Annotated in this window: 18 protein-coding genes and 1 other annotated feature; of the genes, 6 read left to right on the forward strand and 12 right to left on the reverse strand. The window is 37.9% G+C overall.

Features of this window, described 5'->3' with window-relative positions:
- Positions 1-4: 4 nt before the first annotated feature.
- Positions 5-1,189 (reverse strand): methionine gamma-lyase, encoded by a 1,185-nt coding sequence (gene megL / locus IC621_RS07865; RefSeq protein ID WP_191157456.1) that lies wholly within the window; start codon positions 1,187-1,189, stop codon positions 5-7.
- Between the two features lie 686 nt (positions 1,190-1,875).
- Between megL and rpsD the strand changes: the two genes are divergently transcribed.
- The gene (rpsD, locus tag IC621_RS07870; RefSeq protein ID WP_191157464.1) at positions 1,876-2,478 is read left to right on the forward strand and encodes a 30S ribosomal protein S4; all 603 of its coding nucleotides are present in this window, start codon (positions 1,876-1,878) and stop codon (positions 2,476-2,478) included.
- A gap of 92 nt (positions 2,479-2,570) precedes the next feature.
- Here the strand turns inward: rpsD and tyrS are convergent, their stop codons facing one another.
- Positions 2,571-3,836, reverse strand: coding sequence for a tyrosine--tRNA ligase (gene tyrS / locus IC621_RS07875; RefSeq protein WP_191157466.1), 1,266 nt, complete (start codon positions 3,834-3,836; stop codon positions 2,571-2,573).
- A gap of 53 nt (positions 3,837-3,889) precedes the next feature.
- Positions 3,890-4,111, reverse strand: a binding site (T-box leader).
- Between the two features lie 132 nt (positions 4,112-4,243).
- Here tyrS and IC621_RS07880 point away from each other — a divergent pair.
- Positions 4,244-7,114: a transglycosylase domain-containing protein gene (locus IC621_RS07880; RefSeq protein ID WP_191157468.1), complete on the forward strand. Its 2,871-nt coding sequence runs from the start codon at positions 4,244-4,246 to the stop codon at positions 7,112-7,114.
- Between the two features lie 286 nt (positions 7,115-7,400).
- On the opposite strand, the gene acsA is transcribed toward IC621_RS07880, so the two are convergent.
- Positions 7,401-9,119: an acetate--CoA ligase gene (gene acsA, locus IC621_RS07885; protein ID WP_191157470.1), complete on the reverse strand. Its 1,719-nt coding sequence runs from the start codon at positions 9,117-9,119 to the stop codon at positions 7,401-7,403.
- 420 nt (positions 9,120-9,539) lie between these two features.
- Here acsA and IC621_RS07890 point away from each other — a divergent pair, with 420 nt between their 5' ends.
- The 3 genes from IC621_RS07890 (at position 9,540) to IC621_RS07900 (ending at position 12,207) form a co-directional block, all read left to right on the forward strand.
- Complete coding sequence (locus IC621_RS07890) at positions 9,540-10,172, forward strand: N-acetyltransferase (RefSeq protein WP_191157471.1); 633 nt, start codon at positions 9,540-9,542, stop codon at positions 10,170-10,172.
- Between the two features lie 224 nt (positions 10,173-10,396).
- On the forward strand, positions 10,397-11,041 hold the full coding sequence (locus IC621_RS07895) for an acetoin utilization AcuB family protein (RefSeq protein WP_191157479.1): 645 nt from the start codon (positions 10,397-10,399) through the stop codon (positions 11,039-11,041).
- A complete protein-coding gene (locus IC621_RS07900) occupies positions 11,038-12,207 on the forward strand; it encodes an acetoin utilization protein AcuC (protein WP_191157481.1) in 1,170 nt (389 codons plus the stop codon). Before IC621_RS07895 ends, IC621_RS07900 begins: the two co-directional genes overlap by 4 nt.
- A 195-nt stretch (positions 12,208-12,402) precedes the next feature.
- Here IC621_RS07900 and ccpA read toward each other — a convergent pair whose 3' ends face one another.
- The 5 genes from ccpA to IC621_RS07925 form a co-directional block, all read right to left on the reverse strand.
- Positions 12,403-13,404, reverse strand: a complete 1,002-nt coding sequence (gene ccpA / locus IC621_RS07905; protein WP_191157483.1) for a catabolite control protein A — start codon at positions 13,402-13,404, stop codon at positions 12,403-12,405.
- Positions 13,405-13,863: 459 nt separating this feature from the next.
- The gene (locus IC621_RS07910; RefSeq protein WP_191157485.1) at positions 13,864-14,940 is read right to left on the reverse strand and encodes a bifunctional 3-deoxy-7-phosphoheptulonate synthase/chorismate mutase; all 1,077 of its coding nucleotides are present in this window, start codon (positions 14,938-14,940) and stop codon (positions 13,864-13,866) included.
- Positions 14,941-15,340: 400 nt separating this feature from the next.
- The gene (gene ytxJ, locus IC621_RS07915; RefSeq protein WP_191157487.1) at positions 15,341-15,673 is read right to left on the reverse strand and encodes a bacillithiol system redox-active protein YtxJ; all 333 of its coding nucleotides are present in this window, start codon (positions 15,671-15,673) and stop codon (positions 15,341-15,343) included.
- A gap of 239 nt (positions 15,674-15,912) precedes the next feature.
- A complete protein-coding gene (locus IC621_RS07920; protein ID WP_191157489.1) occupies positions 15,913-16,389 on the reverse strand; it encodes a YtxH domain-containing protein in 477 nt (158 codons plus the stop codon).
- A 25-nt stretch (positions 16,390-16,414) separates the two neighbouring features.
- Complete coding sequence (locus IC621_RS07925; protein ID WP_191157491.1) at positions 16,415-16,858, reverse strand: DUF948 domain-containing protein; 444 nt, start codon at positions 16,856-16,858, stop codon at positions 16,415-16,417.
- Between the two features lie 220 nt (positions 16,859-17,078).
- Here IC621_RS07925 and IC621_RS07930 point away from each other — a divergent pair, with 220 nt between their 5' ends.
- On the forward strand, positions 17,079-18,194 hold the full coding sequence (locus IC621_RS07930) for an aminopeptidase (protein ID WP_191157493.1): 1,116 nt from the start codon (positions 17,079-17,081) through the stop codon (positions 18,192-18,194).
- 215 nt (positions 18,195-18,409) lie between these two features.
- Here the strand turns inward: IC621_RS07930 and murC are convergent, their stop codons facing one another.
- The 4 genes from murC to IC621_RS07950 all read right to left on the reverse strand — a co-directional run bounded on the left by murC (position 18,410) and on the right by IC621_RS07950 (position 24,887).
- Entirely contained in the window at positions 18,410-19,708 is a 1,299-nt protein-coding gene (murC, locus tag IC621_RS07935) for a UDP-N-acetylmuramate--L-alanine ligase (protein WP_191157495.1), read from the reverse strand.
- Between the two features lie 491 nt (positions 19,709-20,199).
- On the reverse strand, positions 20,200-20,835 hold the full coding sequence (locus IC621_RS07940) for a hypothetical protein (RefSeq protein WP_191157497.1): 636 nt from the start codon (positions 20,833-20,835) through the stop codon (positions 20,200-20,202).
- A 1-nt stretch (position 20,836) separates the two neighbouring features.
- Entirely contained in the window at positions 20,837-21,934 is a 1,098-nt protein-coding gene (locus tag IC621_RS07945; RefSeq protein WP_191157499.1) for a nicotinate phosphoribosyltransferase, read from the reverse strand.
- 502 nt (positions 21,935-22,436) lie between these two features.
- Positions 22,437-24,887, reverse strand: a complete 2,451-nt coding sequence (locus IC621_RS07950; protein ID WP_191157501.1) for a DNA translocase FtsK — start codon at positions 24,885-24,887, stop codon at positions 22,437-22,439.
- Positions 24,888-25,170 lie beyond the last annotated feature (283 nt).

A 25,170-nucleotide genomic window follows, 5' to 3' on the forward strand; every position in this document is an offset into this window, starting at 1 on the left:
TTTGTTAAACCTGTTGATTTAATGCTTGATAAATATCCTCTAGAATATCTTCCCTGTTTTCTAATCCGACAGATAACCTTACCATTGTATCTGTAATCCCCATTTTCAGCCTTTCTTTTTCACTTACAACAGAGTGTGTCATTGAGGCAGGATGCTGGATTAATGTTTCAGGGTCCCCTAAGCTGACAGCAATTTTTATTAATTTTAATTGATTCATGAACTGCTGCGTTTTTGCTTTATTTGCACCTTTGATTGTAAAGGATATAAGTCCTCCACCTTTTTTCATTTGCTTTCGTGCAAGGCTTGCCTGTTCAAAATCTGGAAGAGTTGGATAATAAACTTTTTCAATACGTGCGTGTTCAACCAATGAATGAGCAATATATTCAGCATTTTCACAATGGCGGTCCATTCGAACAGCCAACGTTTTTATACCTCTAAGTAAAAGCCATGAGTCAAAAGGAGACATTACCGCTCCTATATCCTTTCTCATCGTCTTTGATAATTGCTTAATATACTCTTCTGTCCCGACGACTACACCGCCAATGACATCTCCGTGACCGCAAATGTATTTAGTGGCGCTGTGTACAACAATATTACAACCATGATCTAACGGTTTTTGTAAATATGGAGATGAAAACGTATTATCAACGACAACTGGAATTTTGTTCCTTTTCGCAATGGAAGTAACCATCTCTAGATCGATTAACTCCATTGTTGGGTTAATAGGTGATTCCATATAGATTACTTTAGTATTTCCCTTAATGGCCTTCTCAAACGCTGACTGATTGTTCAGATCACAAAATGAATGACTGATGCCGAATTTTTCATCCAATAATTGTAAAAACCCAAATGTACAGCCATAAACACCTCTCGAACAAATAATGTGATCTTTTTGATTAACTAAAGAAAATAGGACTGCTGATACCGCCCCCATACCTGATGAAAATGCGAGACCTTTTTCCCCGCCTTCTAAAACGGCCATCTTTTCCTCAAACAATTCAACCGTAGGGTTTGAAAGCCTTGAGTAAATAAAACCAGCTTCATTCCCTGCAAAACGATGTTCCCCTTGCTGTGCATTATCAAAATAGAAGGTAGAGGTTTGATAAAGCGGTGGAGTTAAACTTTGGATAAACTCCTTTTGTTCATTGCTGTTATGAATGACTAATGTTTCGATCTCTTTTTTTGTCATATCCTCTTCCCCTTTGCCTAAGTAATTCTCCTTTATCATATGTTATAAGATCTGTTTTTTGTAAGCGTTTCCATCATTATGAAGAAAAAGTCTTTTAAAATCTTCCTGTAGTACCACGAACGAAATAAAAGTTAACAATCCCGTATTGATCAGTTACGCTTTAAGATCAAGAAATCGATTCGGTGCATTTTGTTAGTATATATGATTATGACTTGGCTTTGCTGATTACTCCAAGTTTGATTGTTAATTTCGAGGATACAGTGAATTTGTGGAATAATCGATATCTTGGAGAATACGAAGATAACTTATCCATCCATAGTAAATACTTTATTATTTTCGATCAAAACCAAACACTTCTTATTATAAACAGATTAATTTTTAAACATGATGAGATGAATTTTATCAAACGAAAACCAGAAAATAGACTGAATAAACTTGATCATGTAAAAGTTTTCTTGACTTTATTCACAATAAATCATACAATAGTCGTTGTGTAAAATATTGCAGCCTATTGATACAGCAATTTTGAGTTCATTTTGTTCCCTGCTGAAGAAAAGCTTCAGATTAGAGGTGTATCGTGTAACTCTCAGCTGCTAGAGCGAGGATACATGAAAACAAAATGTCCATGATTGTAGAGTTCAATCTGTTTTTATTTTACCTAAATAAAAACAAAGGAGGAGTCTCTTATGGCTCGTTATACAGGTCCAAGTTGGAAACTCTCACGTCGTTTGGGAATTTCTTTAAGCGGTACAGGTAAAGAATTAGAAAAGCGTCCTTACGCTCCAGGTCCACATGGCCCAGGTCAACGCAAGAAAATTTCAGAATACGGTTTGCAGTTGCAAGAAAAGCAAAAGCTTCGTCACATGTATGGTGTGAATGAACGTCAGTTCCGCAACATGTTTGATAGAGCTAGTAAAATGACTGGTATCCACGGTGAAAACTTCATGGTTCTTTTAGAATCACGTTTAGATAACATCGTTTACCGTCTTGGCTTAGCGCGTACTCGCCGTCAAGCTCGCCAATTAGTAAACCATGGACATATTCTTGTTGATGGAAGCCGCGTGGATATCGCTTCCTACCAAGTAAAGCCTGGTCAAGCTGTTTCTTTACGTGAAAAGTCTCGCAGCCTTTCAATCGTCAAAGAAGCAATCGAAGCAACAAACTTTGTTCCAGAATATGTTTCTTTCGATGCTGACAAATTAGAAGGTACTTACACTCGTTTACCTGAGCGTTCAGAGCTGCCTGCTGAAATTAACGAAGCATTAATCGTAGAATTCTACTCTCGTTAATCTTCAAAAAAATCCCTGCCATAAACAGCAGGGATTTTTTTACTTTTTTAGGGTACCAGGTACCTATGGTACCCTGGTACCCTAACTAAAAATTAATTTGAGTACTCAATAAGAAAGTATTTCTTCTTACCTCTCCTGATAATTGTAAACTCCTCTTCGATCCGGTCCTCGCTTGATAACACATAATCTAGGTGCTGGTTTCGCTCACCATTAATGTAAACTGCTCCATTTGTTATATCCTCTCGTGCTTGCCGCTTAGATGGGGATATTTTTGCCTGAACAAGCAAGTCAACTAAGCTTATTTCCTTTTCACTTACTGTGTAGGATGGAACATCTTTAAAGCCTACTTTTACTTCTGAAGCAGTAAGGGAACGAATTTCCCCGCTAAATAGGGCATTAGAAATATTAATTGCTTGCTCCAAAGCAGATTCACCATGAACCAGCTTTGTCATTTCTTCAGCGAGTGCTTTCTGGGCATTTCGTTTTTCCGGCGCATTTTTCACTTCACTTTCAAGGTTGTTAATTTCATCATGAGTTAAGAATGTAAAGTATTTTAAATATTTGATAACATCTCTGTCATCTGTATTAATCCAGAACTGGTAGAATTCATATGGCGAAGTTTTCTCACTATCCAGCCAGATTGCTCCGCCTTCTGTTTTTCCAAACTTTGTGCCATCTGCTTTCGTAACAAGCGGAATTGTTAAACCAAATGCTTTTGCCTCTTCCTCTGTTTTTCGAATAAGCTCCATGCCTGCTGTAATATTTCCCCATTGGTCACTGCCGCCTATTTGCAGCTTGCAGCCTTCTTTTTGATAGAGGTTCAGGAAATCGTATGACTGGAGAATCATGTAACTGAATTCAGTAAAGGAGATTCCAGACTCAATTCTTGCACTCACTGACTCTTTAGCTAACATATAATTTACTCCAAAGCTTTTTCCTACATCTCTTAGAAAAGGGATTACATTCATATTCCCAATCCAGTCAAAATTGTTTGCAAGAACAGCACGGTTTTCAGAAGCCTTAAAATCCAAAAAACGGGACAGCTGATCTTTAATCCGGTTTGACCACCCTTCTACAATTTCTGATGTATTCAATGTTCTCTCTGCCTTTTTACCACTTGGGTCCCCAATCAAGCCTGTTGCTCCTCCGACAAGGGCAATTGGATGATGGCCATTTAACTGAAAACGGCGCAACGTTAATATTGGCAGTAAATGTCCTATGTGAAGACTGTCTGCCGTTGGATCAAAACCTGAATAAAGCTTAATCTTTTCTTCGTTTAACACTTTTTGTAAACCGGCTTCATCGGTCATTTGATGAATTAAGCCGCGGAACTGTAAATCATTTAGTAATTCTGACATTTCTCATCACTCCTTTATTTAATGACAAAAAAATAACGCCCCTTCAATTAAATTGAAGGGACGAAATTGTCGCGGTACCACCCTACTTGAAATAGCGTAAAAGAGCCATTCCCACTTAAGCACGATAACGGTCGCATCCGTCTTTTACTACTTGCATGTTTCATAAAAGAAGCTCATGGATGTAATTCGCAAGATATCTATATACTGATTTCCACCAACCATCAGCTCTCTAAAATAGGCAGATTCTTACTACTTGTTCCAGTCATAGCTTATAATAATATATTCGATATTGATTTTTTATCATAATCGATATATTTTGTCAAATCTTGATTATCGACGAATATTGACAACTACATACAAAATTAGTTTTCCATATGGTATAATTAATAGGATTTTGGGGGGATTACATGGAAAAATTAAAACTTTTTTTACAGCGTTTCCGGCGAATAAAGCTTAATGAGAACTCAATAAGCAAGCTTCGTATTACATATCAAGTAGTATGGAATTTATTATTATTATTTATTATTGCAGGTGCAGTCAGTCTTGCATTTGGGGCAGGAATTGGGGCTGGATATTTCGCTTCCTTAGTAAAGGATGAACCATTACGAAGTTATGATGAAATGAAAGATGATATCTATAATTATGAAGAATCATCTGAGATCTATTTTAATGACAACGTTTACCTGGGAAAGTTACGCGCCAATATTGAGCGGGAGGAGGTTTCTAGCAAGGACGTCTCTCCACAATTGAAAAATGCCATCATCGCAACTGAGGATGAGTTTTTTTATGAACATGATGGGGTTGTTCCTAAGGCTATTTTGCGTGCACTATTCCAAGAATTCACAAACTCCTCTGTTCGTTCGGGCGGAAGTACGTTAACTCAACAATTAATCAAGAACCAGCTTTTAACTAACGAAGTTTCCTTTGATCGAAAAGCAAAAGAGATCCTGTTAGCTTTAAGACTGGAAAACTTTTTCGAAAAAGAAGAGATTTTGGAAGCATACATGAATGTCTCGACATTAGGCAGAAACAGCTCTGGCCGGAATATTGCCGGAGTTCAAAGTGCTGCCCAGGGCATCTTCGGAGTAAATGCTAAGGATTTATCTATACCTCAGGCGGCATTTATTGCAGGGCTTCCGCAATCACCATTTGGATATACTCCTTTTACAAATAACGGAACTGTGAAAGAGAATCTTGAACCAGGTGTGGGCAGGATGAAAAGCGTTTTGTCCAACATGTACGATGAAGGCTTCATCACAAAAAAGGAATATGATGAAGCGCTCACTTTTGATTTACGAAAAAGCTTAACAACTAAAAAGCCATCTTCTACTGAACAATATCCATTCCTTACCTATGAGATAGAGGATCGAGCAAGGGAAATTCTTATCCGGCAGCTGGCAGAAAAAGATGGGCATAAACCAGATGAATTAAAGCAAAATGAAGATCTTTACCGTGAATATTATATACAAGCAGATGCTAACCTTCGCCACAAAGGTTACCGTATTCATACAACAATCAATAAAAAAATGTACGATAAAATGCAGGCTGTAGCAAAGGAATATCAATATTATGGAAGTGAGAAGCCAGAAACAAAAATCGACCCTGACACAGGGGAAGAAGTTCAAGTGATGGAACCTGTTGAGGTGGGCGGTGTTCTCATTGAAAATAAAACCGGGAAAATTCTAAGCTTTGTAGGCGGGCGAAATCATGATCGTAAGCAAGTAAACCATGCAACAGATTCACTTAGATCAAATGGTTCTACGATGAAACCTCTTGCCGTTTACGCCCCTGCGATGGAAATGGGGGTTGTTCAACCTGGTTCTGTAGTAGCTGATACTCCTATGACTGGCAGCTGGAATCCGAAAAACTATGGCGGCAGGTACCATGGATTGACTAGCATAAGAACAGCACTAAAGCATTCTTATAATATCCCTGCTGCAAGAACCTATTTAAAAATTCAAGCGAATAATCCAGTCAATTATTTAGATAAGATGGGGTTTACTTCACTAGCCCAATCTGATTATACAATTAGTTCTTTAGCTTTAGGTGCCATGAAAAGAGGCGTTACTGTTGAAGAAAATGTAAATGCTTTTTCTACTTTCGCAAATGGCGGTAAATTTGTGGATGCCTACATGATTGAAAAGATTGAAAATAGTGATGGAGAAGTAGTTTATGAACATAAATCCTCCTCAACAGATGTTTTTTCAGCTCAAACCTCTTATTTATCCATTGATATGATGAGGGATGTCATTTCCAGCGGAACGGCAGCTTCATTAAAAGGGTACTTAGCCTTTAGCGCAGATTGGGCAGGTAAAACAGGAACTGGACAGGATTACAAGGATGCATGGTTTGTTGCAAGTAACCCAAACGTATCCTTCGGCACATGGATTGGATATGATACACCAAAACCGATTGAGCAAAGTTACAAAGGATTATCATATAGTAAGAGAAATATTCTTCTATGGGCAAAATTAATGAATGTAGCTCATGAGACGAATCCTGATCTGATTGCTCCTAAAGAACGATTTAAAATGCCAGGTGGTATTGTTGAACGATCATATTGTTCACTTTCGGGAGATCTGCCATCTGAACTATGTCAAAAAGCCGGGCTCGTATCATCTGATTTGTTCAATGAAAAATATGTTCCTAAGAAAACTGATGACAGTTTAACAAGCGGAAAATATGTAGTTGTAAAGAACAGCGCATATCATGTACCTTCCTCTGCTCCTTCGGAATTTGTTCAAGAAGGAGTTATGCTGAAGAAAGAAGTATTATGGAATCTCGGTGTTAGCAGTGTTTCAGAATTAGAAAACTTGCTTCCGAATCAAACAAGCTGGGGCAAACTAGTAGTAACAGAAGGAAAAGAAATTTCGGACAATGGTTCTGCTCCTACTGTTGTTAATGGAGTATCAATTAGCGGAAATAACCTATCATGGTCTGCAAGTGGAGATAACGATGTTATTGGGTACAGAGTTTATGCCGCTGCTAATCACTCGAGCAGCTTTAAGAAAATCGCAAGTGTACCAGCATCAAAATCCTTGACAGTTTCAGTGGGAAGCTCTTCAGCAGCCTACTATGTTGTCGCCGTCGATGTTGCCGGACAGGAGTCAGCAAAATCAGCAATTGTCAAAAATGGGGATTATTCAGAAAAAAAACCTGATGAGAAAAAGAATGTCCCTTCAGATAAAGAGAAAAAACCTGATGAGAAAAAAACTGAGGAAGACAAGCCAAAGCCTCAGGATAAGCCAGCTGATGATAAAAAACAAAATGAACAATAAATTGATTCTTCCATTAGTAGGGGTTTCGGTGCGCAGGATTTGTAAGTAAGGTGCCTGAGACACGACTCCCGAGAATTTTGCTAAGTTCATTCATTCCCCCACTGAGGATGAATGAGGCCTACTTACTGTGAACACGCAGACCTTGCCCCGGACATAACGCTTTTAGTCTGTGTTCCTTTTTCCGGACACCTGAGCCCAAGTTAGCCATCAATATCTTCTGCCCATTAAGAGTTGGATAAAGCAAAAACCCGGTTCATTATAGGACCGGGTTTTTGCTTTATCTCTATTAATCTTCCATTGTTGATAGATCACCAGTCGGTAAATCAAGCTCCCAAGCTTTTAAGACACGTCTCATAATTTTACCGCTGCGGGTTTTCGGTAATTTATCTTTAAAGTCGATTTCACGTGGTGCTGCATGGGCAGCCAACCCTTTTTTAACAAACTGCCGAATTTCTTCTTTCAATTCTTCTGATGGCTCATAACCATCTCGAAGGGCGATAAACGCTTTGATAATTTCTCCGCGTACAGGATCCGGTTTTCCAATGACACCAGCTTCTGCAATGGCAGGATGCTCGACTAGCTTGCTTTCTACTTCAAAAGGACCTACACGTTCACCAGATGTCATAATAACATCATCAATCCGTCCTTGGAACCAGAAATATCCCTCGTCATCCATATAAGCTGAATCACCTGATACATACCAGTCACCAGGCATGAAATAAGATTCATACTTTTCTTTATTATTCCAAATCGTATACATCATCGAAGGCCAACCTTTTTTAATCGCTAAGTTACCCATTCGATAAGGAGGCACTTCATTTCCTTGATCATCCACTATTGCAGCTTCCACACCAGGGATCGGTTTGCCCATAGATCCAGGCTTAATTTCCATACAAGGATAGTTACAAATGATTTGTGCGCCTGTTTCTGTCATCCACCACGTATCATGGATCCGCTTTTCAAACACTTTTACCCCCCACCGGACAACCTCAGGGTTTAAAGGCTCACCGACACTTAATACATGGCGTAAGGAGGACAAATCAAAGCTCTTAACCAACTCATCTCCCGCCCCCATAAGCATTCTAAAAGCCGTTGGAGCACTATACCAGACTGTAACCCCGTAATCCTCAATTGTTTGGTACCAGTTTTCAGGCTTGAATCTTCCTCCTACAATGACGTTGGATGCTCCATGCAGCCACGGACCAAAGATTCCGTAAACTGTTCCTGTGACCCAGCCTGGATCAGCTGTACACCAATATACATCATCTTCTTTAAGATCTAGAACCCAATTGGCTGTCTGATAATGCTGAATCATGGCATTATGAACATGGAGAACTCCCTTTGGTTTTCCAGTTGAACCAGAAGTATAATGAAGTAGTAACCCATCTGTCAGGTCTACCCACTCTAATTCCAGGTCTTTACTGCTTTCTTTAAACCTAGATAGAAAATCAATGTAAAAATCATCTTCCTTCACATTTTCCCCTACAACAACAACATGCCTTAGATTTGGCAGCTGATCGAAAGGTACACGGTCCATAAGCTCTGGTGTTGTTACAATCACTTTTGCTCCACTATCGTCTAATCGATCTCTCACTGCTCCTTCCATAAACGCTTCAAAAAGCGGCCCTACGATAGCTCCCAATTTAATAGCACCTAATATCGTGAAATATAATTCAGGTGTTCTTGGCATAAAGACAAAAACACGATCCCCTTTTTCAACATTTGCATAGTTTTTTAACACATTTCCTGCTTTGTTAGTTAAATCCTTCATTTCTTTAAACGTATACTTTTCATCCCGGTCAGGATCCCGATAGTATAAAGCAATCTTATTCTTACGAAAGGATTCGGCATGCTTATCAATCGCTTCATAAGCAGCATTCATTCGGCCTGTTTCCGACCATGAGAATTCTTTCTCAGCTTCTTTCCAATCGAAGCTTTGATACACCTCTTCATAGCTGTTTAAATTATAGTTTCCTTTCGAAACTGGCAGCGCTTCCAATTTCATACCCATACTCCTCCTTATGTAAGATTCTCATATTCTATTATAGTATAATTGCTTTTTTTTCTCAATTTTAAAAAAACTGATTGTTAACACAAGCTGAAAACGCTTTATATGTTAAAATCTAATTATAGAAGAAAAGCACAGGCGCCTTAATCAGCCCTGACAATCCACTCGGGTCGGCTGGGCGCTAGATCTGGACAACATAGAAAAGTGGAAGCGCCTTGTACAGCCTGGGACAAGCACTCGGGCAAGCCTCTCGAAAAGGCTGTCTTTGCCTTTTTGGGTGGATTATCTTGTGACCTCAGGCGGGCTAGGTGCTGGAGCTGGACAACAATCCTTATCTAACACGTATATATTTTTCTCAAATTTAAACTTTCCGAAGCAACTAGAAATGGGAATAGATATGATTAAGGTGGTGACTTTGTGGAACATAAAAAAACGTATCATGCAAAAGAAATAAAAACAGCACAAGGCAATCTGTTAGTTGAGGGTCCTATTTCATCTGAAAAACTAGATTCATATGAATTTCATAAGGATTTAGTAGCATTTCGTCCACCTAAGCAGCAGCATAAAGCGCTAGTTGATATTGCTAAATTACCAGAAGGAAGAATCCTAATAGCCAGAAATCAAGATATAGTTGTCGGATATGTTACATACCTCTATCCTGACCCATTAGAAAGATGGTCAGAAGGAAATATGGAAAACTTAATTGAATTGGGAGCAATAGAAGTTATCCCGGAATTCAGAGAGTTTTCAGTAGGAAAGAACCTTTTGGGAATTTCGATGATGGATGACGCAATGGAGGATTATATTATTATTACCACTGAATATTATTGGCACTGGGATCTGAAAGGAACAGGGCTAAATGTCTGGGAGTATCGTAAGGTAATGGAAAAAATGATGAAAGCAGGCGGATTGGAATGGTATGCAACCGATGATCCAGAGATCTGCTCTCATCCTGCAAATTGTCTAATGGCCAGGATAGGAAAAAGGGTGGATCAAGATTCTATTCAAAAGTTTGACCGATTACGATTTATGAACCGTTTTATGTATTAGTTGACTATTAGATAGAAATTTATCAATCTGCTGCTGGAGCCAATATTGGATTACGAAACGAGCAAAGATTCTGATCCTTCAGGAAAAGGTTGTTCTTTAACTTTTTAATAGATGATTTATACTCTCAAGAACCATATTGCCGTGAAATACCGGAGATAAAATATTCGACGAATTTGTTCAGGTCCAACTAAAAATCTGAACTTAAAATAAAGGGGTGAGATGCCATGATCATTGAACAAATTATGCAACAGGATGTTGTCACACTTTTTCCAGAGAATACGCTTGAAGAGGCAATAAAAACAATGAACAGCAGACATATTAGACACCTTCCAATCGTTTCAAAAGATGGCCTCTTAGCCGGTATCCTATCTGACCGGGATCTTAAAGATGCCAGCCCTTCTATATTTGAATTAAAAGACAGAATGAATGAATTAAAGAAACCGGTAAGCACCATTATGAAAAAAGATGTTATTACATGTCACCCTTTGGATTTTGTGGAAGAGATTTCAGCGGTTTTTTACGAACATCGGATTGGATGTGTACCTGTTATTAAACATAAAAAATTAGTTGGAATTGTAACTGAAACAGACTTGCTTCATACATTCGTTCAATTGACTGGAGCAAATCAGCCAGGCTCTCAGATCGAAGTTAAAGTACAAAATAAAGCAGGTATTCTTTCAGAGGTAACAGCTGTATTTCAAAAACGGAAAGTAAACATTGCAAGCGTGCTCGTTTATCCAGATAGTAATGAACAGTTAAAAATATTAGTTTTTCGTGTACAAACAATGAATCCAATGGGGCTTATTACTGATTTAAAAAAGGAAGGCTATAAGGTACTTTGGCCTAATTTTCCGGAGATTTCCTCATGAAGGATGCAGCGTTTGTCTACTCAAAAGCTTTCCAAAAATACAAATTCAGTAATAAGCACCCATTCAACCAACTAAGAGTAGAATTGACTCTTGATTTATTAAAGTCCATGAAAGCAATCGATGAGACTGATATGATCGAACCTCGAACGGCAACAGATGAAGAATTATCATTAGTACATGATCCAGCTTATATTCAAGCAGTGAAAGCTGCCGGCCAAAATCAGCTATCTGAAGAAGCTGGACTTAATTACGGGATTGGAACTGAAGATACTCCTATGTTTGAAAATATGCATGAAGCAAGCGCATTATTAGTAGGTGGAACATTAACCGCAGTAGATCAGGTGATGCAAGGAAATACAAAGCATGCTATCAATTTAGGAGGAGGACTTCACCACGGTTTTCGCGGGAGAGCATCAGGGTTTTGTATATACAATGACAGTGCTGTCGCAATAAAATTCATTCAGGAAAAATATAAAGCAAGAGTGCTGTATATTGACACAGATGCTCATCATGGTGATGGCGTTCAATGGACCTTTTATGATGACCCAAAGGTATGCACATTATCTATCCATGAAACAGGTCGGTATTTATTTCCCGGGACAGGCAATGTGTCAGAGCGCGGCAGCGGCAGGGGGTATGGTTATTCCTTTAACATCCCTTTAGACGCCTTTACAGAAGATGAATCGTGGATCCAGGCATATAAAAGATCTGCTTTAGAGGTAGCTGAATATTTCAGACCAGATGTCATCCTTACACAAAATGGGGCTGATGCACACTATCATGACCCGTTAACCCATTTATCGGCAACAATGAACATCTATCATGAAATTCCAAAACTCGCTCATGAAATTGCTCATCAATATTGCAATGGGCGGTGGATTGCAGTTGGCGGAGGAGGTTATGATATTTGGAGGGTTGTTCCAAGAGCATGGAGTCTTATTTGGCTGGAAATGAAAAAAATCAACCCAGTTGCTCCACTACCGAAAGAATGGATCGATAAATGGCAAAGGCACTCTCCTGTCCCATTACCGAAAGAATGGAAAGATCCTGAGAATATGTATAAAACCATTCCAAGAAAAAAAGAAATTGAGGAAAAGAATGCTCAAACATTAGAAAAAGCAATGTATATCATTCAGCAAAATAAGTCAGATATAAAAACAAATTAATGGTAAAACTCTTCTGCATACTAGCGTTGAGGAATAGCGCGAAAACTTATAGTATTTTACTTTAACGAGAATGAAAATAATACCAATGATTCAGAATAGAAAAAAAATGATAGACCAAGTTTTACTCCAAGCAGGTGTCACTTAGAATAGACTTACCACCAGTGGGGGAAATGCCCACTGGTGGTAAATTCCACTTTATTTTGTTGATTGTCTTACTTCAATCCGGTGAGGGAGTTCAACCTGTCCATTTTCTACTTCTTCTTTATTCATCAATTTTGTCAACAAACGCATCGCTACTGCACCAATATCATATGTTGGCTGAACGACAGTTGTAAGCTGAGGGCGAACCATTGTTGCCAGCCTTGTATTATCAAACCCGATAACTTCCAAATCATTTGGAATTGATAAACCAGCATCTTGTGCGCCATGAATCACTCCAAGTGCCATCTCATCAGTTCCTACAAAAACAGCTGTCGGCTTATTTGTATAAGAGTTGAATTTTTCAAATGCTTCAATGCCTGAATCATACGTATAGTCTCCCTCAATGATTAATTCTTCATCAAGATCAATCCCAGCATCCTCTAATGCCTTTTTATAGCCTACAATTTTCTTTAATTTATTGATTGGTTCTTCCATCGTACCTGTCACATAGGCAATTCTTTTATGCCCATTATCAATTAGCATTTTAACAGCATCATAAGCGCCTTGCTGGTAATTAATATTGACAGAAGGAGTTTCTCCGCTAAGCTCAATAGATGCGGCTAAGACGATAGGAACTGGGGATCTCTTGAATTCTTCGACATGCTCCTCCATAATGTTGCCGCTCATATAAACAATTCCGTCTACTTGCTTACCCAACATTGTATTTAATAAATGTAATTCTTTTTCTTTGTTTTGATCTGAATTACTTAGGATAATGTTGTACTTGTACATTGTCGCAATGTCTTCAATTCCTCTTGCAAGCTCAGAATAGAAAGTACTTGAAATATCAGGAATAATCACTCCGACAGTTGTTGTTTTCTTACTTGCTAGTCCCCTAGCAACAGCATTGGGACGATACCCTAATCGCTCAATCGCTTCTAATACCTTTTTCCTTGTTGTTGGTTTGACATTCGGATTTCCATTTACTACTCGGGAAACGGTTGCCATTGAGACATTTGCTTCTCTTGCTACATCATATATTGTTACATTATTCATTCATTACACTCCTTTAGTTCCTCTGCTTCTATTTCAGGCTATAGTATTATCATGCGCGACAATATGTAGATAAATGTCAAGATTTCATACTTTATGTAAATTATCATATTACAACGCGAAAGCGTCCGCAATAAATTAAAGCGTTTTTAAATAAGGAAAAAGGTATTTTTCCTTATATGTTCATACTTGAGCAATTATAAGTATATGTTATCTTTTGCAATCGGCAGTTTTTTGTCGGCATTAGTCACTACCATGGAATAACCAAATTGATAGCTTTTTACTAACTTTAAGACTTAATATACCATTCTTTTATTTAATAGGAAACCAATTCTTAAAGAAAAGCATTATTTTCTATTACAATCCCTCTTTATAACATCTAGTCCGTTTCCCAATGCAGCCTAAATATGATAAATAAAAAAGAAACTCCCCAACCTGAGGAGTTTCCTTTCTAAGCATTGTCTATGCTTTCGCTTGAACTAAAGGTCTTAATTCATTTATCCATTCATTAAATTGATCGATATTCATTTGCTGTGCAGAATCTGATAAGGCAACGGCAGGATCAGGATGAACCTCAGCCATTACACCATCAGCCCCGATAGCTAGAGCTGCCTTTGCTGTTGGCAATAATAAATCTCTTCTTCCAGTTGAGTGAGTTACATCTACGAATACAGGTAAATGTGTCTCTTGTTTAAGAATTGGAACTGCCGAAATATCAAGCGTATTACGCGTTGCTTTTTCGTAAGTACGAATTCCACGCTCACAAAGGATGATTTGATCGTTTCCTTGAGCGATAATGTATTCAGCAGCATTCATAAATTCTTGTAATGTAGCGGCCAAACCGCGTTTTAGCAACACTGGTTTACGAACAGAACCTGCAGCTTTTAACAATTCAAAGTTTTGCATATTACGAGCACCGATTTGAATGACATCAATGTAATCCACTGCTGTTTCAATATCAGCAGGGTTAACGATCTCACTAATTACAGCCATATCATATTCATCTGCTACTTGCTTTAGAATTTTCAATCCTTCTACCCCAAGGCCTTGGAAATCATAGGGACTAGTTCTCGGTTTGAATGCTCCGCCGCGAAGTAATCGCAAGCCTTGCTTTTTCGCTGCTTCAGCGACAGCTGCCACTTGTTCAAAGCTCTCAACTGCACATGGGCCGACGATGAAAGATTGCCCTCCATCACCAATTGTTTCACCCTTAATTGTCACCACAGTATCCTCTGGCTTTTTCTTACGTGAAACCAATAATGCTTTGCTGTGATCATCTTCCTGCAATTCTAAGCCTGCCTTGAAAATTTCTTTAAATATATGCTGAAGAGTGGAATTTTCAAATGGTCCCTCATTAACTTCATTAATAATATCAAGCATTTTTCTTTCACGGACAGGATCATAACGATTAACACCTTGCGTTTCTTTCGCTTTTCCTATTTCCTGAACTAACTTTCCTCGTTCACTAATTAACTTCAAAATTTCCAAGTTAATCTCATCTACTCTTTCCCTTAGCACATCAAGCTCTGCATGGCTCATCTTTTCTCATCCTTTCTACCTTTTTAATTATAAAAAATCCCGTTTATATTGCGATATCTCTTTTCTCATTCCATAACGGGCAGAAAATATGATACATTTTCTTTAATTAGAGTTTATTATATACAATCTTTCACCAATTGTCATTAAAAATTTCTTTATTTATTAAACGCTTTTAAGCGGTAAAGTGTTTTATGCTATTACTATAGGGAAAGTGTTAGTTATTTTTAATAATAGACTTCATTTGCATGAGGTATTGGGAGCTTTGATCTGCTGTAAAAATCATCTTAACAATATGCCCTCCAAGTGGGGGAAAGAAGTTATTTTAAAATGGATTATGAATGAAATAGTTAACAATATTGGAAAAAGACGCACTCTCCAAAACAGGAGAACGCGGCTCTTTTTATAATGAAAGAACTTGTTGTTTAAGTATCTCTTTTTTAATATTCCAATGAGAAGTATGCCATATTACTTCTTTGCCTTTAAACAACAGTACTTGAGGTGATTCGTGTTTTACATGGTAGTTATTTGCAATATAGTTGGAAAGCTCTCTGCTTTTTTGAACATTTAAATAATAAACATGAACTTCATTTTGACTTTCAGCAAATGAAGAAAATTCTTCAAATGCACTTGAACTAATTGGACAGGTTAAACTATTCTTAAATAGTAAAAAAGTTGTATGCTGGTCGATTACATTTAAAAAATCCTCGATGGACTTAACGTTAATTTTTTCCATTTTTATGCATCTCTCCTTCTACAGTAGCTTTTACCGCAAATTTAGTTAATATATATAGCAAAGTTAATCACTTCAGAAATGAATGTATCTTTTTCAAGGTGAGAGGCCAGATGTCAGACTAGAGTCAACCTCGGAATGATTACTCTCTTTGCCGGGATAATACGTTAATTAACTTAAACTTTCTGACAATATAACAAAGGCTGACCTTCATATTCCAACCGGGTCAGCCCTTCCTTTTATTATCGTCTAGATTCTTCTAATTCTTTCACTTCTTCTGTTGCTTCCGCTACATTTTCTGGTGCTTGATCCTGCTTTTCAGATGTTGCTTGATCTGTTTCAAGTAAGCTTTTCGAAGCTTCATCTGCCAGCTCATCAGCAGCAGAGTCTGTAGGAACTTCCGAATCATTTGTTTGATTATTAGAAGCTTTTCGTATATCTTTTACTTTATTTAGTAACTGATTTGATTGTTCTGATACAGATTGAGATATAGTAGCAGTCTTTTCTTTAGCAAGGTTAGCAAATTCACTACCTCTCTCTAACGCATCATTTGTGATTTTTCCAGTTCTTTCCTTCACTACAGTTGCTTGTTGACCAATGTTTTCTCTTAACTCTTTCCCTGACTTAGGTGCTAAAAATAAGGCTGTTGTGGCACCAACTATTCCACCTATTAAAGTACCAATTAAAAAATCTTTGCTGTTAATGCTTTCTTTGCTCATTATGATTCCTCCCTAAATTTGTTTTTTATATTTGATCTTTTAAAGGTGTTTCTGGCTTTTGCTTTTTCATTTTCCATTTCTCCCAAATTTCCATGGCGGTATTGCCCCATTGAACAACCTGAGAAATCTTATCTTGATTTTGTTCAAGATTTGTAGAAACAGTTGTTGAAACCTTTTGTACTGATTGATTAAATCGCTGCAGTGATGTTCCAACGTCTTGTACAGCAGCTACAACAGTATTCAAACGATCTGATTTATGCTGGATGTCTTCTGCTAGCTGATTGGTCTTATGTAAAAGATCTGTAGTCTCAATAGTGATCCCTTGCATTTGTTTTTCCAAACCTTCTAAGGTTCCAGCTACATTCGTCAATGTTACGTTTAAAGAATGAAGTGTTTTTGATAAATAAACAACTAGTACTGTAAATGCTATTGCAATTAGTGCTACGCTTAAATATAATACAACGATCATATCCAACCCTCCTGCTGTGTCTTTAAGAATGATTTACCCGATATGCTCCATTATAAACATTTTTACTTCATTCTATAAAGGATTTCTACAGAGCCTCTCTTTAATCCTCTTTTGCGATCCCTATTTTCTAAATTTTATTGAAATGATTATTAATAGTCAAATTTGGTGGATTAAAGGGTAAAATGAAATCGTAAATACATTCTAATTTGGGGGTAACCATATGAAAGATCCACGGATAGATAAGCTTGCTAAAAATTTAATTCATTATTCAATTCGTTTGCAAAAAGGAGAAAAGGTCCTAATCGAAAATTTCGGGCTGCAAAGGGAATTAGTGACAGCCCTTGTAAAAGAAGCTTATGCTGCTGGAGGACATCCATTTGTTTTGCTTAAGGATCATCAAATAGACCGGGAACTTATGATCGGCGGCAAAGAAGCGCAATATGAGATGATGGCCGATTTTGAAGCAAATGTAATGCGTAAAATGGATGCCTATATTGGCTTGCGGTCAGGTGATAATATTAACGAATTTGCTGATATTCCGGACGAACAATTGAAATTGCAAAGTAAAACAGTCGGTAAAAAGGTTCATCGGGAAATTCGCGTTCCAAAAACAAGATGGGTTGTGCTTAGATACCCTAATTCCTCAATGGCTCAGCTTGCTAAAATGAGCACAGAGCAATTTGAAGGTTTTTATTTTGATGTATGTAATTTAGATTATGGAAAAATGGATCATGCCATGGATGCTCTAGTAGAACTGATGAACAAAACAGATAAAGTTCAGATTAAGGGAGGTGGAACTGATTTAACTTTTTCGATTAAAGACATACCTGCTGTAAAATGCTCTGGCCAGATGAATATACCTGACGGTGAGGTGTATACAGCTCCGGTGAAAAATAGTGTTAATGGAACAATTACATATAATACTCCATCCCCCTACAATGGATTTACATTTGACAACGTAAAATTAACTTTTAAAGATGGAAAAATCATTGACGCCAAGTCTAATGATACCGATCGTATTAACAAAATTTTTGATACAGACGAAGGTGCTCGCTTTATCGGAGAATTTGCAATCGGCGTAAACCCTTATATCCTTCACCCGATGCAAGACATCTTATTTGACGAAAAAATAGATGGAAGCTTCCACTTTACTCCAGGTGAATGCTATGAAGATGCATATAATGGCAACCATTCTAACATCCATTGGGACATGGTTATGATTCAGCGGCCTGAATATGGTGGAGGTGAAATCTACTTTGATGATGTGTTAATCCGTAAAGACGGCCGGTTTGTTATATCTTCTTTAGAAAGCCTGAATCCAGAAAACCTAAAATAAACTAGGCTTTAGTCCTTCGGCGACAAGCATTCGGGCGAGCCGGCAGAAAGGTTGTTCTTTAACCTTTTTGACAGATTGGCTTATGACCTAAGGCCCGATGGCGCCTGGAGCTGGAAAATGATAACTAAATTTAACACGTTAATACTTTAATTAGCTTAAACCTTCTTAACTGATTAAAAAAAGCTCTTCAGCATGGTGAAGAGCTTCCTTTTGATTTAGGCTAATATTTGCTCATAGGCTTTTTGATATTTTTGAATATCTCCTGCGCCCATAAAAACCAAGACACTATTTTCATGTTTTTTGAGGATTTCTGTTTCATTTTCTTCTATGAGTTCAGCCTGATCAATTTTGTTTAGCAAATCATGGATAGATAGTTTTCCTGCATTCTCTCTAGCTGAACCAAAAATATCACAGAGATAAACATAATCCGCCTTCTTTAGACTATTTGCAAATTCCTCTAAGAAGGATTGAGTTCTTGTAAATGTATGCGGCTGAAAAACGGCCACAATGTCTCTATCAGGATACTTTTGTCTGGCTGCATCAATGGTAACACTAATTTCAGTAGGGTGATGGGCATAATCATCAATTAAAACCTGGTCACCCACTCTTTTCTCATTAAAGCGGCGTTTGACGCCTTCAAATGTTAATAACCTTTGCCCAATAACTTCAACATCTACCTCTTCATAGTGACATAATGCTATCACTGATAAGGCATTTAAAATACTATGATCTCCATAGGTTGGGATCTTAAAAGAAGCATAGAACGTATTCCTTACAAAAACATCAAATTGCGTTCCTTCAGTGTTTTTTTCAATATTTCTTGCTTGAAAATCGTTTTCTTCGCCAAAGCCGTAATAAACGACAGGAACTTTCGCATGTATTTGCGGCAGATGTTCATCATCACCGCAAGCAATGATTCCTTTATTGACTTGCAGCGCCATTTTTTGAAAAGCGTCAAATACATCCTCTATGCTCGTAAAGTAATCAGGATGATCAAAATCAATATTAGTCATGATGGCGTAGTCTGGAAAATAAGAAAGGAAATGTCTCCGATATTCACAAGCTTCAAAAATGAAATATTTGCTGTCGTGAACTCCCTTTCCAGTTCCGTCCCCAATTAAGTAGGAAGTAGGCTCAGCGCCTTGGATTACATGTGAAAGCAAGCCGGTAGTCGACGTTTTCCCGTGGACTCCGGTAATGGCAACACTTGTAAACTTCTCCATGAAATCGCCAAGAAAACGGTGATAACGAATAACGGGCACACCAAGCTTTATAGCAGCTTCGATTTCGAGATGAGTATCCTGGAAAGCATTACCTGCAATAACAGTTAAACCATCCTTGATATTCTCCTCTGAAAATGGAAAAATGGGTATCCCTCTATCTTCTAATGCTTTTTGAGTAAAAATTGTTTTTTCGATATCTGATCCTTGCACGGTATATCCCATGTCATGCAAGATCTGAGCAAGGGAACTCATACCAGTCCCTTTTATACCAACAAAATGATAAACAGTCATATTAGAACCTCCAACAAACGTCTATCTGTATGACAGTATATGACGTTCATCTAGTTTTGCAACCAATTGCAATTTTCCAAAAATTAGTCTTATGTACTTTGTACTATTTAAAATGAATTCTCCCCCACAATGAATGTGGCATTTTACTAGAACAGGCTCAAGCTATATCCAAAGTAGGAATATTAAATCAATCATTTTTCCTGAGCTAAATTTTTCGCACCTTGGAAGATTATCATGGCTTGAAAGATTGGTCAATAGTGTAATATTCCTGTCCTGCTTTCTAGAAGTGGGAGATCGGTGGTGGGATTAGATGAAATCAGCGAAAGAGCTGATTTCTTTTTAGGTAAAACCACCTTTACCCATTTTTCTTAGTGAACTTAATTTTTCTGAAATAATGCAATCGGTGCCTCGCCGATTGCTTCTAATCTCACCTTAAATAATTTAGCTCTTTTGCAATCTTAAATTTCCTAATTTTTGTAGAAAAAACTTTTTTATACAGTTTTCCCTTTCATTACGTATTGTATTGCATATTTTTTCAAAAAAGTTCGCCAGCCAATATTAGACTGGCTTTTATAATGGAACATTAACCTTTTTATAATGGTTGAATCCTCAATTAGTACGAAAGAACCCAACGGAAGATTGTAATCAAATATCGGTACATTTCGTACAAAAATAAAATCGTGATTTTGAAGCTTTGATGGAAAGACAGACCGTTTAAACCGAGCGGACTCTTTAGTATCCAGCTTTTCAACGACAATATCACTGCCGGTTAGCTGAGCAATTTTGAATGGTTCTAATACATTGGCAAGCAAGACAGCTTGCTGAACGGCATGTGAACGATTCATCGCTTTAATGTCAGATCTTTTTAGATAAAGCTGAAATAAAGTCAAATCCTGAACAGTCAAATAATCAAAACCAAACCAGTCAATAAAAATGTGATCCTCAAGATTGAAGGAAACATCCTTTTTCGTTAAATCTTTCAAAAAATGTTTCGCCCTTACCTTTTCGCGGATGTTAACCTGTTTCATTAAATAATGATGAAAGTCTTTGTAAATTTGTATAAAACCTGCTTCAAATTGCTTCTCTTTTTCCTGACGAAGATGTTTGAAGTTGATAATATTATTCATATTAATCTACTTTTTCCAGCCTAGGATTTGGCCGATACCTTCTCCCTGCTTTTGCTTGGGGCTTTCCATTGAGCAATACATTATCTCCTGTAAAACCTATACTGATTTTCAGGAGGTTGCTTCCTACTCCGTAAATATCAACAGGTACCCTTTGCTTCTCAAATTCCATGATTCTGCTTTCATTAAAGCCGCCGCTCACAACAATTTTCACATGCTCAAATCCCTCTTTATCAAGGGCTTCTCTTAACGCAAAAATTAACTGAGCATTTACCCCGCGCGGATCAAAGGTTCCTAATACATCGGGGTTGCGAACGAAATAGTGATCAATCATCGTTCGTGAAGTATCGACACGAACGCCCTTCAGCTGATCTTTAAATTCTCTTGCTAAACTTAAAGAATCCGTAATGCAGTCGTTATTATAATCAACGAGAACAATTAAATCATCTTCAGGAAATTTTTTATAATAAGCTTTTGCAGCTTCTACGACGTCTCCATTAAACATTTGGATAAGTGCGTGAGGCATTGTGCCCATGCCCTTTTTCCCCCACCATTCACTCATGGCATGTGTTGCCTGGGCAGAGGAACCGCCTATATAGGCTGCATATCCATCACCAGCCTGCATCGTAAAATGATCATCACGATCCCCCATAAAGATAACAGGCTTTTGCTTACCAGAAAGCCCTGCGGCTTTAACCACATTATAAACATTTGTGGCGACAGAAGTACGGCGGGCTAAAATGCCGTCAATCACTCCTTCTAGATAACCAAAACTTTGATATGGACCAGTAACAGTTAAAACTGTTTCAAATGGGCTGATCTTATCTCCATCCTTTAAAGAATAGATCTCAAGATCCTCAGGGTGATCAGAAAAGGTTTTAAGGAGTGCAATCACTTCATCAGTACCGCATAATACCGCATGTTCTTTTTGAAAAAACTGCATTGTAACAATATTTTCAGGATTAAAATCACTAACAATTTCTTTTGTTTTAAGAAAATAAACAGCTGAAAACCAACCATCTCCGACCCGATCATCGAATTTGAAGGTCTGGTTTGTTAATCGCTTAATTTCTCCCTGCATTTTAAGCTCTATCTCTTTCATTCTTTCAAGACTCCTTAGATGCTTTTAACAATTTCAATTTCATGTTAAGTAGTGAAAAAAGGCGTTCCTCTAATAGTAGGCAAGTATAAGTCGAGCCACTGAAAAGTTTTTTCTTTACCTTTTGACTAATTGGCTTATGGCTGGGATCTGGCCGGCAAAAGGTCATGCTCTGTGACACATGGAAGCTGGACAATTCCGCCTCAAGATTCATGGTTCAAATAGTAAATTTAAATCTATAACAAAAATTTTCACTTTACCATTATAATACGTTTATTGACTATCATACCACTTTCTTATCGACTTTCGTTAGCTTTCTTAATTTTTATTACAAGTAGAAAAAATTGCTAAAAAAGCACTTATAAAGGGAAGGCGTATCTTCTTTTCCTTGTCCAGCCGCAGCACCTGGCACCTCTAGTTCACATGCCAATCCGCCCGAGAAGGTTAAAGAACCAGCCGGCTCGCCCGAATGCTTGTCGCCGAAGGACTCACGCCTTGCGCTTTTCTAATATACATTGCTTTCCTGAATGTTCTCAAGGTCTTCTTCCGAGATAAGGATATCTCGTGGTTTGCTGCCTTTTGCTTCGGAGATAACTCCATTCTCTTCCATTAAGTCCATTAGTCTCGCTGCCCTATTGTAGCCGATTCGGAAACGACGCTGCAGACTTGATGTAGAGGCGCCATTTTGATTTATGACGAATTCACATGCTTCCAAGAAAAGCTCATCTCCTTCGGTTTGAACAGTAGACCTTCTCACCAATTCTTCTTGTTCAAATAAGAAGACAGGCTTCATTTGTTTTCTAACATGATCTACAACGTGTTCAATCTCATCGTCTGAAACAAAATTACCCTGTATTCTTGCTGGCTTAGAAGAGCCGTTTTCTAGAAACAGCATATCTCCCTTCCCGAGTAATTTCTCAGCTCCTCCTGTATCAATAATCGTTCTTGAATCGACTTGCGAGGACACAGAGAACGCAATTCGAGATGGGATGTTCGCTTTAATTAATCCTGTAATGACATCAACAGACGGCCGCTGAGTAGCGACGATCAAATGGATGCCGCACGCTCTTGCTTTTTGTGCGATACGGCAGATTGCTTCTTCGACATCATTTGGTGCAACCATCATAAGATCAGCCAGCTCATCAATGACCACGACTAAATATGGCAGGTGCTCCCCTGTTTGATGCTTCTTCACCATTTCATTATATCTCGCAATATCTCTTACACCAGTGTGGGCAAATAGCTCATAACGACGCTCCATTTCCTCCACAGCCCATTTAAGAGCAGCAGTAGCCGCTTTGACATCAGTAATTACCGGGCTGACAAGATGAGGAATGTGATTGTATGGTGCAAGCTCGACCATTTTAGGATCTATTAATAACAATTTTACCTCATGGGGTGAAGCTTTATATAAAAGACTAACCAGCATCGTGTTAATGCACACACTCTTCCCTGATCCTGTTGCTCCTGCAATTAACCCATGGGGCATTTTCTTTAAATCTGTAATAACAGGCTGGCCTGCTATATCGAGCCCTAATGCTACTGTGAGCGGTGAAGAATCATTTCTGAACGCCTGGCTCCGAATAATTTCTCTCAAAAACACCATTTTGCTTTGCTTATTAGGGACTTCTATTCCTATCGTGTTTTTACCAGGAATCGGGGCTTCAATTCTAATATCCTTCGCCGAAAGGCTTAATTTAATATCATCTGATAAATTGGTAATTTTGTTTACTTTAACTCCCGGCTCTGGCTGTACTTCAAGCCTTGTAACAGATGGACCTTGAGTCACATGAACCACTTTTGCCCTTACATTAAAATTTTTCAGAGTAAGGTCAAGAAGATCTTTTTGCTGATGTACCCATTCCTCTGTATGTACAATCTCATTTGGAGGTACTCGCAAATAATTAAGTGGTGGAAATTGATAATTGCCTGTTCTTTCCCTCAGCTTTTCCCGGTCTTTTTTTAGCATCATGACATTAAATGGTACACCAGATGATTTTTTTGGTCTTCTAGGATGAGTTCCTTTTAGATTAATCGTTTTCGATTCTTCATTTTTATCATCCTGAACCTGTTTTGTTTCCAATTGTTCTATGGGTACATTTGACTCTTGCTTACATATAACTTTATCCTCCGAAGCTGCTTCCTGTTGAACTTCTGTCAGATCGTCTTCATCTTCAAACTCATTTATTCTATTATCCTGTTCGATTGTTTCCCCATCGTTATACTCACCATTTTCTTGCACCTGGAGGCCATCATCTGTTTCTGGCAATTCTTGCTCTGTATTTTCTTCCATACCATGATGTGACGAAGAATCATAAGAAATTGCTTCTTCTTTCCCATTAGTTTGTGGTTCCAAGCTAGCTTCTTCATGATTATAAGGTGTCATCCTTTCATCTTTTTCAGACCTCATATGAATTTCTGAAAAGGAAGAATAATGATCCTCTGCCTCTGAATTTAAATGAAGATCACCATTGAGACGATTCGATTCATTCATTGCCCGTTTTTTTCTTAAAGCTTGGATATCTAGTAATTCTTGATCTTCTCTTGAATGAAACCCATAGATCGGTGAAGGAATCTCAGTAGGCTTAAATGGGTTTTTTTCGAATTGGTCTGACCCTTTTTGCACAATTTTCTTAGACGACAGCTTATAATCTTGTTTTTTTCGCATATCTGCAGGCCGAGAAAAGTCTCTTTTTTGTTTTTCTGGAGAATGTGGTGCTTGTTTTCTTTGTCTTTTTGATTCCGTTTTGGAATTAGAACTGGTATTTTCATCTGGAATAATAGGAAAACGAAACTTACCCTCTGGATATTGATAGGCTACTCTTGCTTCCATTTCTCCCCTTATCTTTTCATAGTTTCTATTTACCTGCTTTGGTTTTGGCTTAATGTCATGCTCTTCTATTTCTTCTTCTTTTTCATTTAAAAAGTAATTTAACATTTTTGACATCCAACTCATTTTATCAACTCTTTCAGCTTCTAGTTGTTTATCCTGTCTAACAGGCTTATATGTTCATTGTAACAATAAATCGGTAATTGGAAAGGTGTTTGATAACCAATTTCTTAACGCAAAATCCAAGTTCGTAACCAAGCTATACATTTATCAGCTTGCTGAAACTGCAAAATAATAAAGCTTAGAGCGACTTTGTTCAGGCCTCGGGTATGTCCATCTAGGCATTTGAGCCTTGACAACAAAATGAATACAAAAAAGCCACTAGTCCCACTAACCAGTGACTTTCCTT

The organism is Metabacillus arenae (assembly GCF_014773385.1).
Lineage (GTDB): Bacteria > Bacillota > Bacilli > Bacillales > Bacillaceae > Metabacillus_D > Metabacillus_D arenae.

What these genes read in the sequence shown, in the direction of transcription:
- IC621_RS07950 (WP_191157501.1), bottom strand. Translation starts at nt 24,887, where the DNA reads ATGAGTTGGATGTCAAAAATGTTAAATTACTTTTTAAATGAAAAAGAA.
- murC (WP_191157495.1), bottom strand. Translation starts at nt 19,708, where the DNA reads ATGACTGTTTATCATTTTGTTGGTATAAAAGGGACTGGTATGAGTTCC.
- IC621_RS07920 (WP_191157489.1), bottom strand. Translation starts at nt 16,389, where the DNA reads ATGAGCAAAGAAAGCATTAACAGCAAAGATTTTTTAATTGGTACTTTA.
- IC621_RS07945 (WP_191157499.1), bottom strand. Translation starts at nt 21,934, where the DNA reads ATGAAAGAGATAGAGCTTAAAATGCAGGGAGAAATTAAGCGATTAACA.
- rpsD (WP_191157464.1), top strand. Translation starts at nt 1,876, where the DNA reads ATGGCTCGTTATACAGGTCCAAGTTGGAAACTCTCACGTCGTTTGGGA.
- acsA (WP_191157470.1), bottom strand. Translation starts at nt 9,119, where the DNA reads ATGAAATTGGAAGCGCTGCCAGTTTCGAAAGGAAACTATAATTTAAAC.
- IC621_RS07895 (WP_191157479.1), top strand. Translation starts at nt 10,397, where the DNA reads ATGATCATTGAACAAATTATGCAACAGGATGTTGTCACACTTTTTCCA.
- IC621_RS07940 (WP_191157497.1), bottom strand. Translation starts at nt 20,835, where the DNA reads ATGAATAATATTATCAACTTCAAACATCTTCGTCAGGAAAAAGAGAAG.
- tyrS (WP_191157466.1), bottom strand. Translation starts at nt 3,836, where the DNA reads ATGTCAGAATTACTAAATGATTTACAGTTCCGCGGCTTAATTCATCAA.
- megL (WP_191157456.1), bottom strand. Translation starts at nt 1,189, where the DNA reads ATGACAAAAAAAGAGATCGAAACATTAGTCATTCATAACAGCAATGAA.
- IC621_RS07900 (WP_191157481.1), top strand. Translation starts at nt 11,038, where the DNA reads ATGAAGGATGCAGCGTTTGTCTACTCAAAAGCTTTCCAAAAATACAAA.
- IC621_RS07925 (WP_191157491.1), bottom strand. Translation starts at nt 16,858, where the DNA reads ATGATCGTTGTATTATATTTAAGCGTAGCACTAATTGCAATAGCATTT.
- IC621_RS07880 (WP_191157468.1), top strand. Translation starts at nt 4,244, where the DNA reads ATGGAAAAATTAAAACTTTTTTTACAGCGTTTCCGGCGAATAAAGCTT.
- ccpA (WP_191157483.1), bottom strand. Translation starts at nt 13,404, where the DNA reads ATGAATAATGTAACAATATATGATGTAGCAAGAGAAGCAAATGTCTCA.
- ytxJ (WP_191157487.1), bottom strand. Translation starts at nt 15,673, where the DNA reads ATGGAAAAAATTAACGTTAAGTCCATCGAGGATTTTTTAAATGTAATC.
- IC621_RS07910 (WP_191157485.1), bottom strand. Translation starts at nt 14,940, where the DNA reads ATGAGCCATGCAGAGCTTGATGTGCTAAGGGAAAGAGTAGATGAGATT.
- IC621_RS07930 (WP_191157493.1), top strand. Translation starts at nt 17,079, where the DNA reads ATGAAAGATCCACGGATAGATAAGCTTGCTAAAAATTTAATTCATTAT.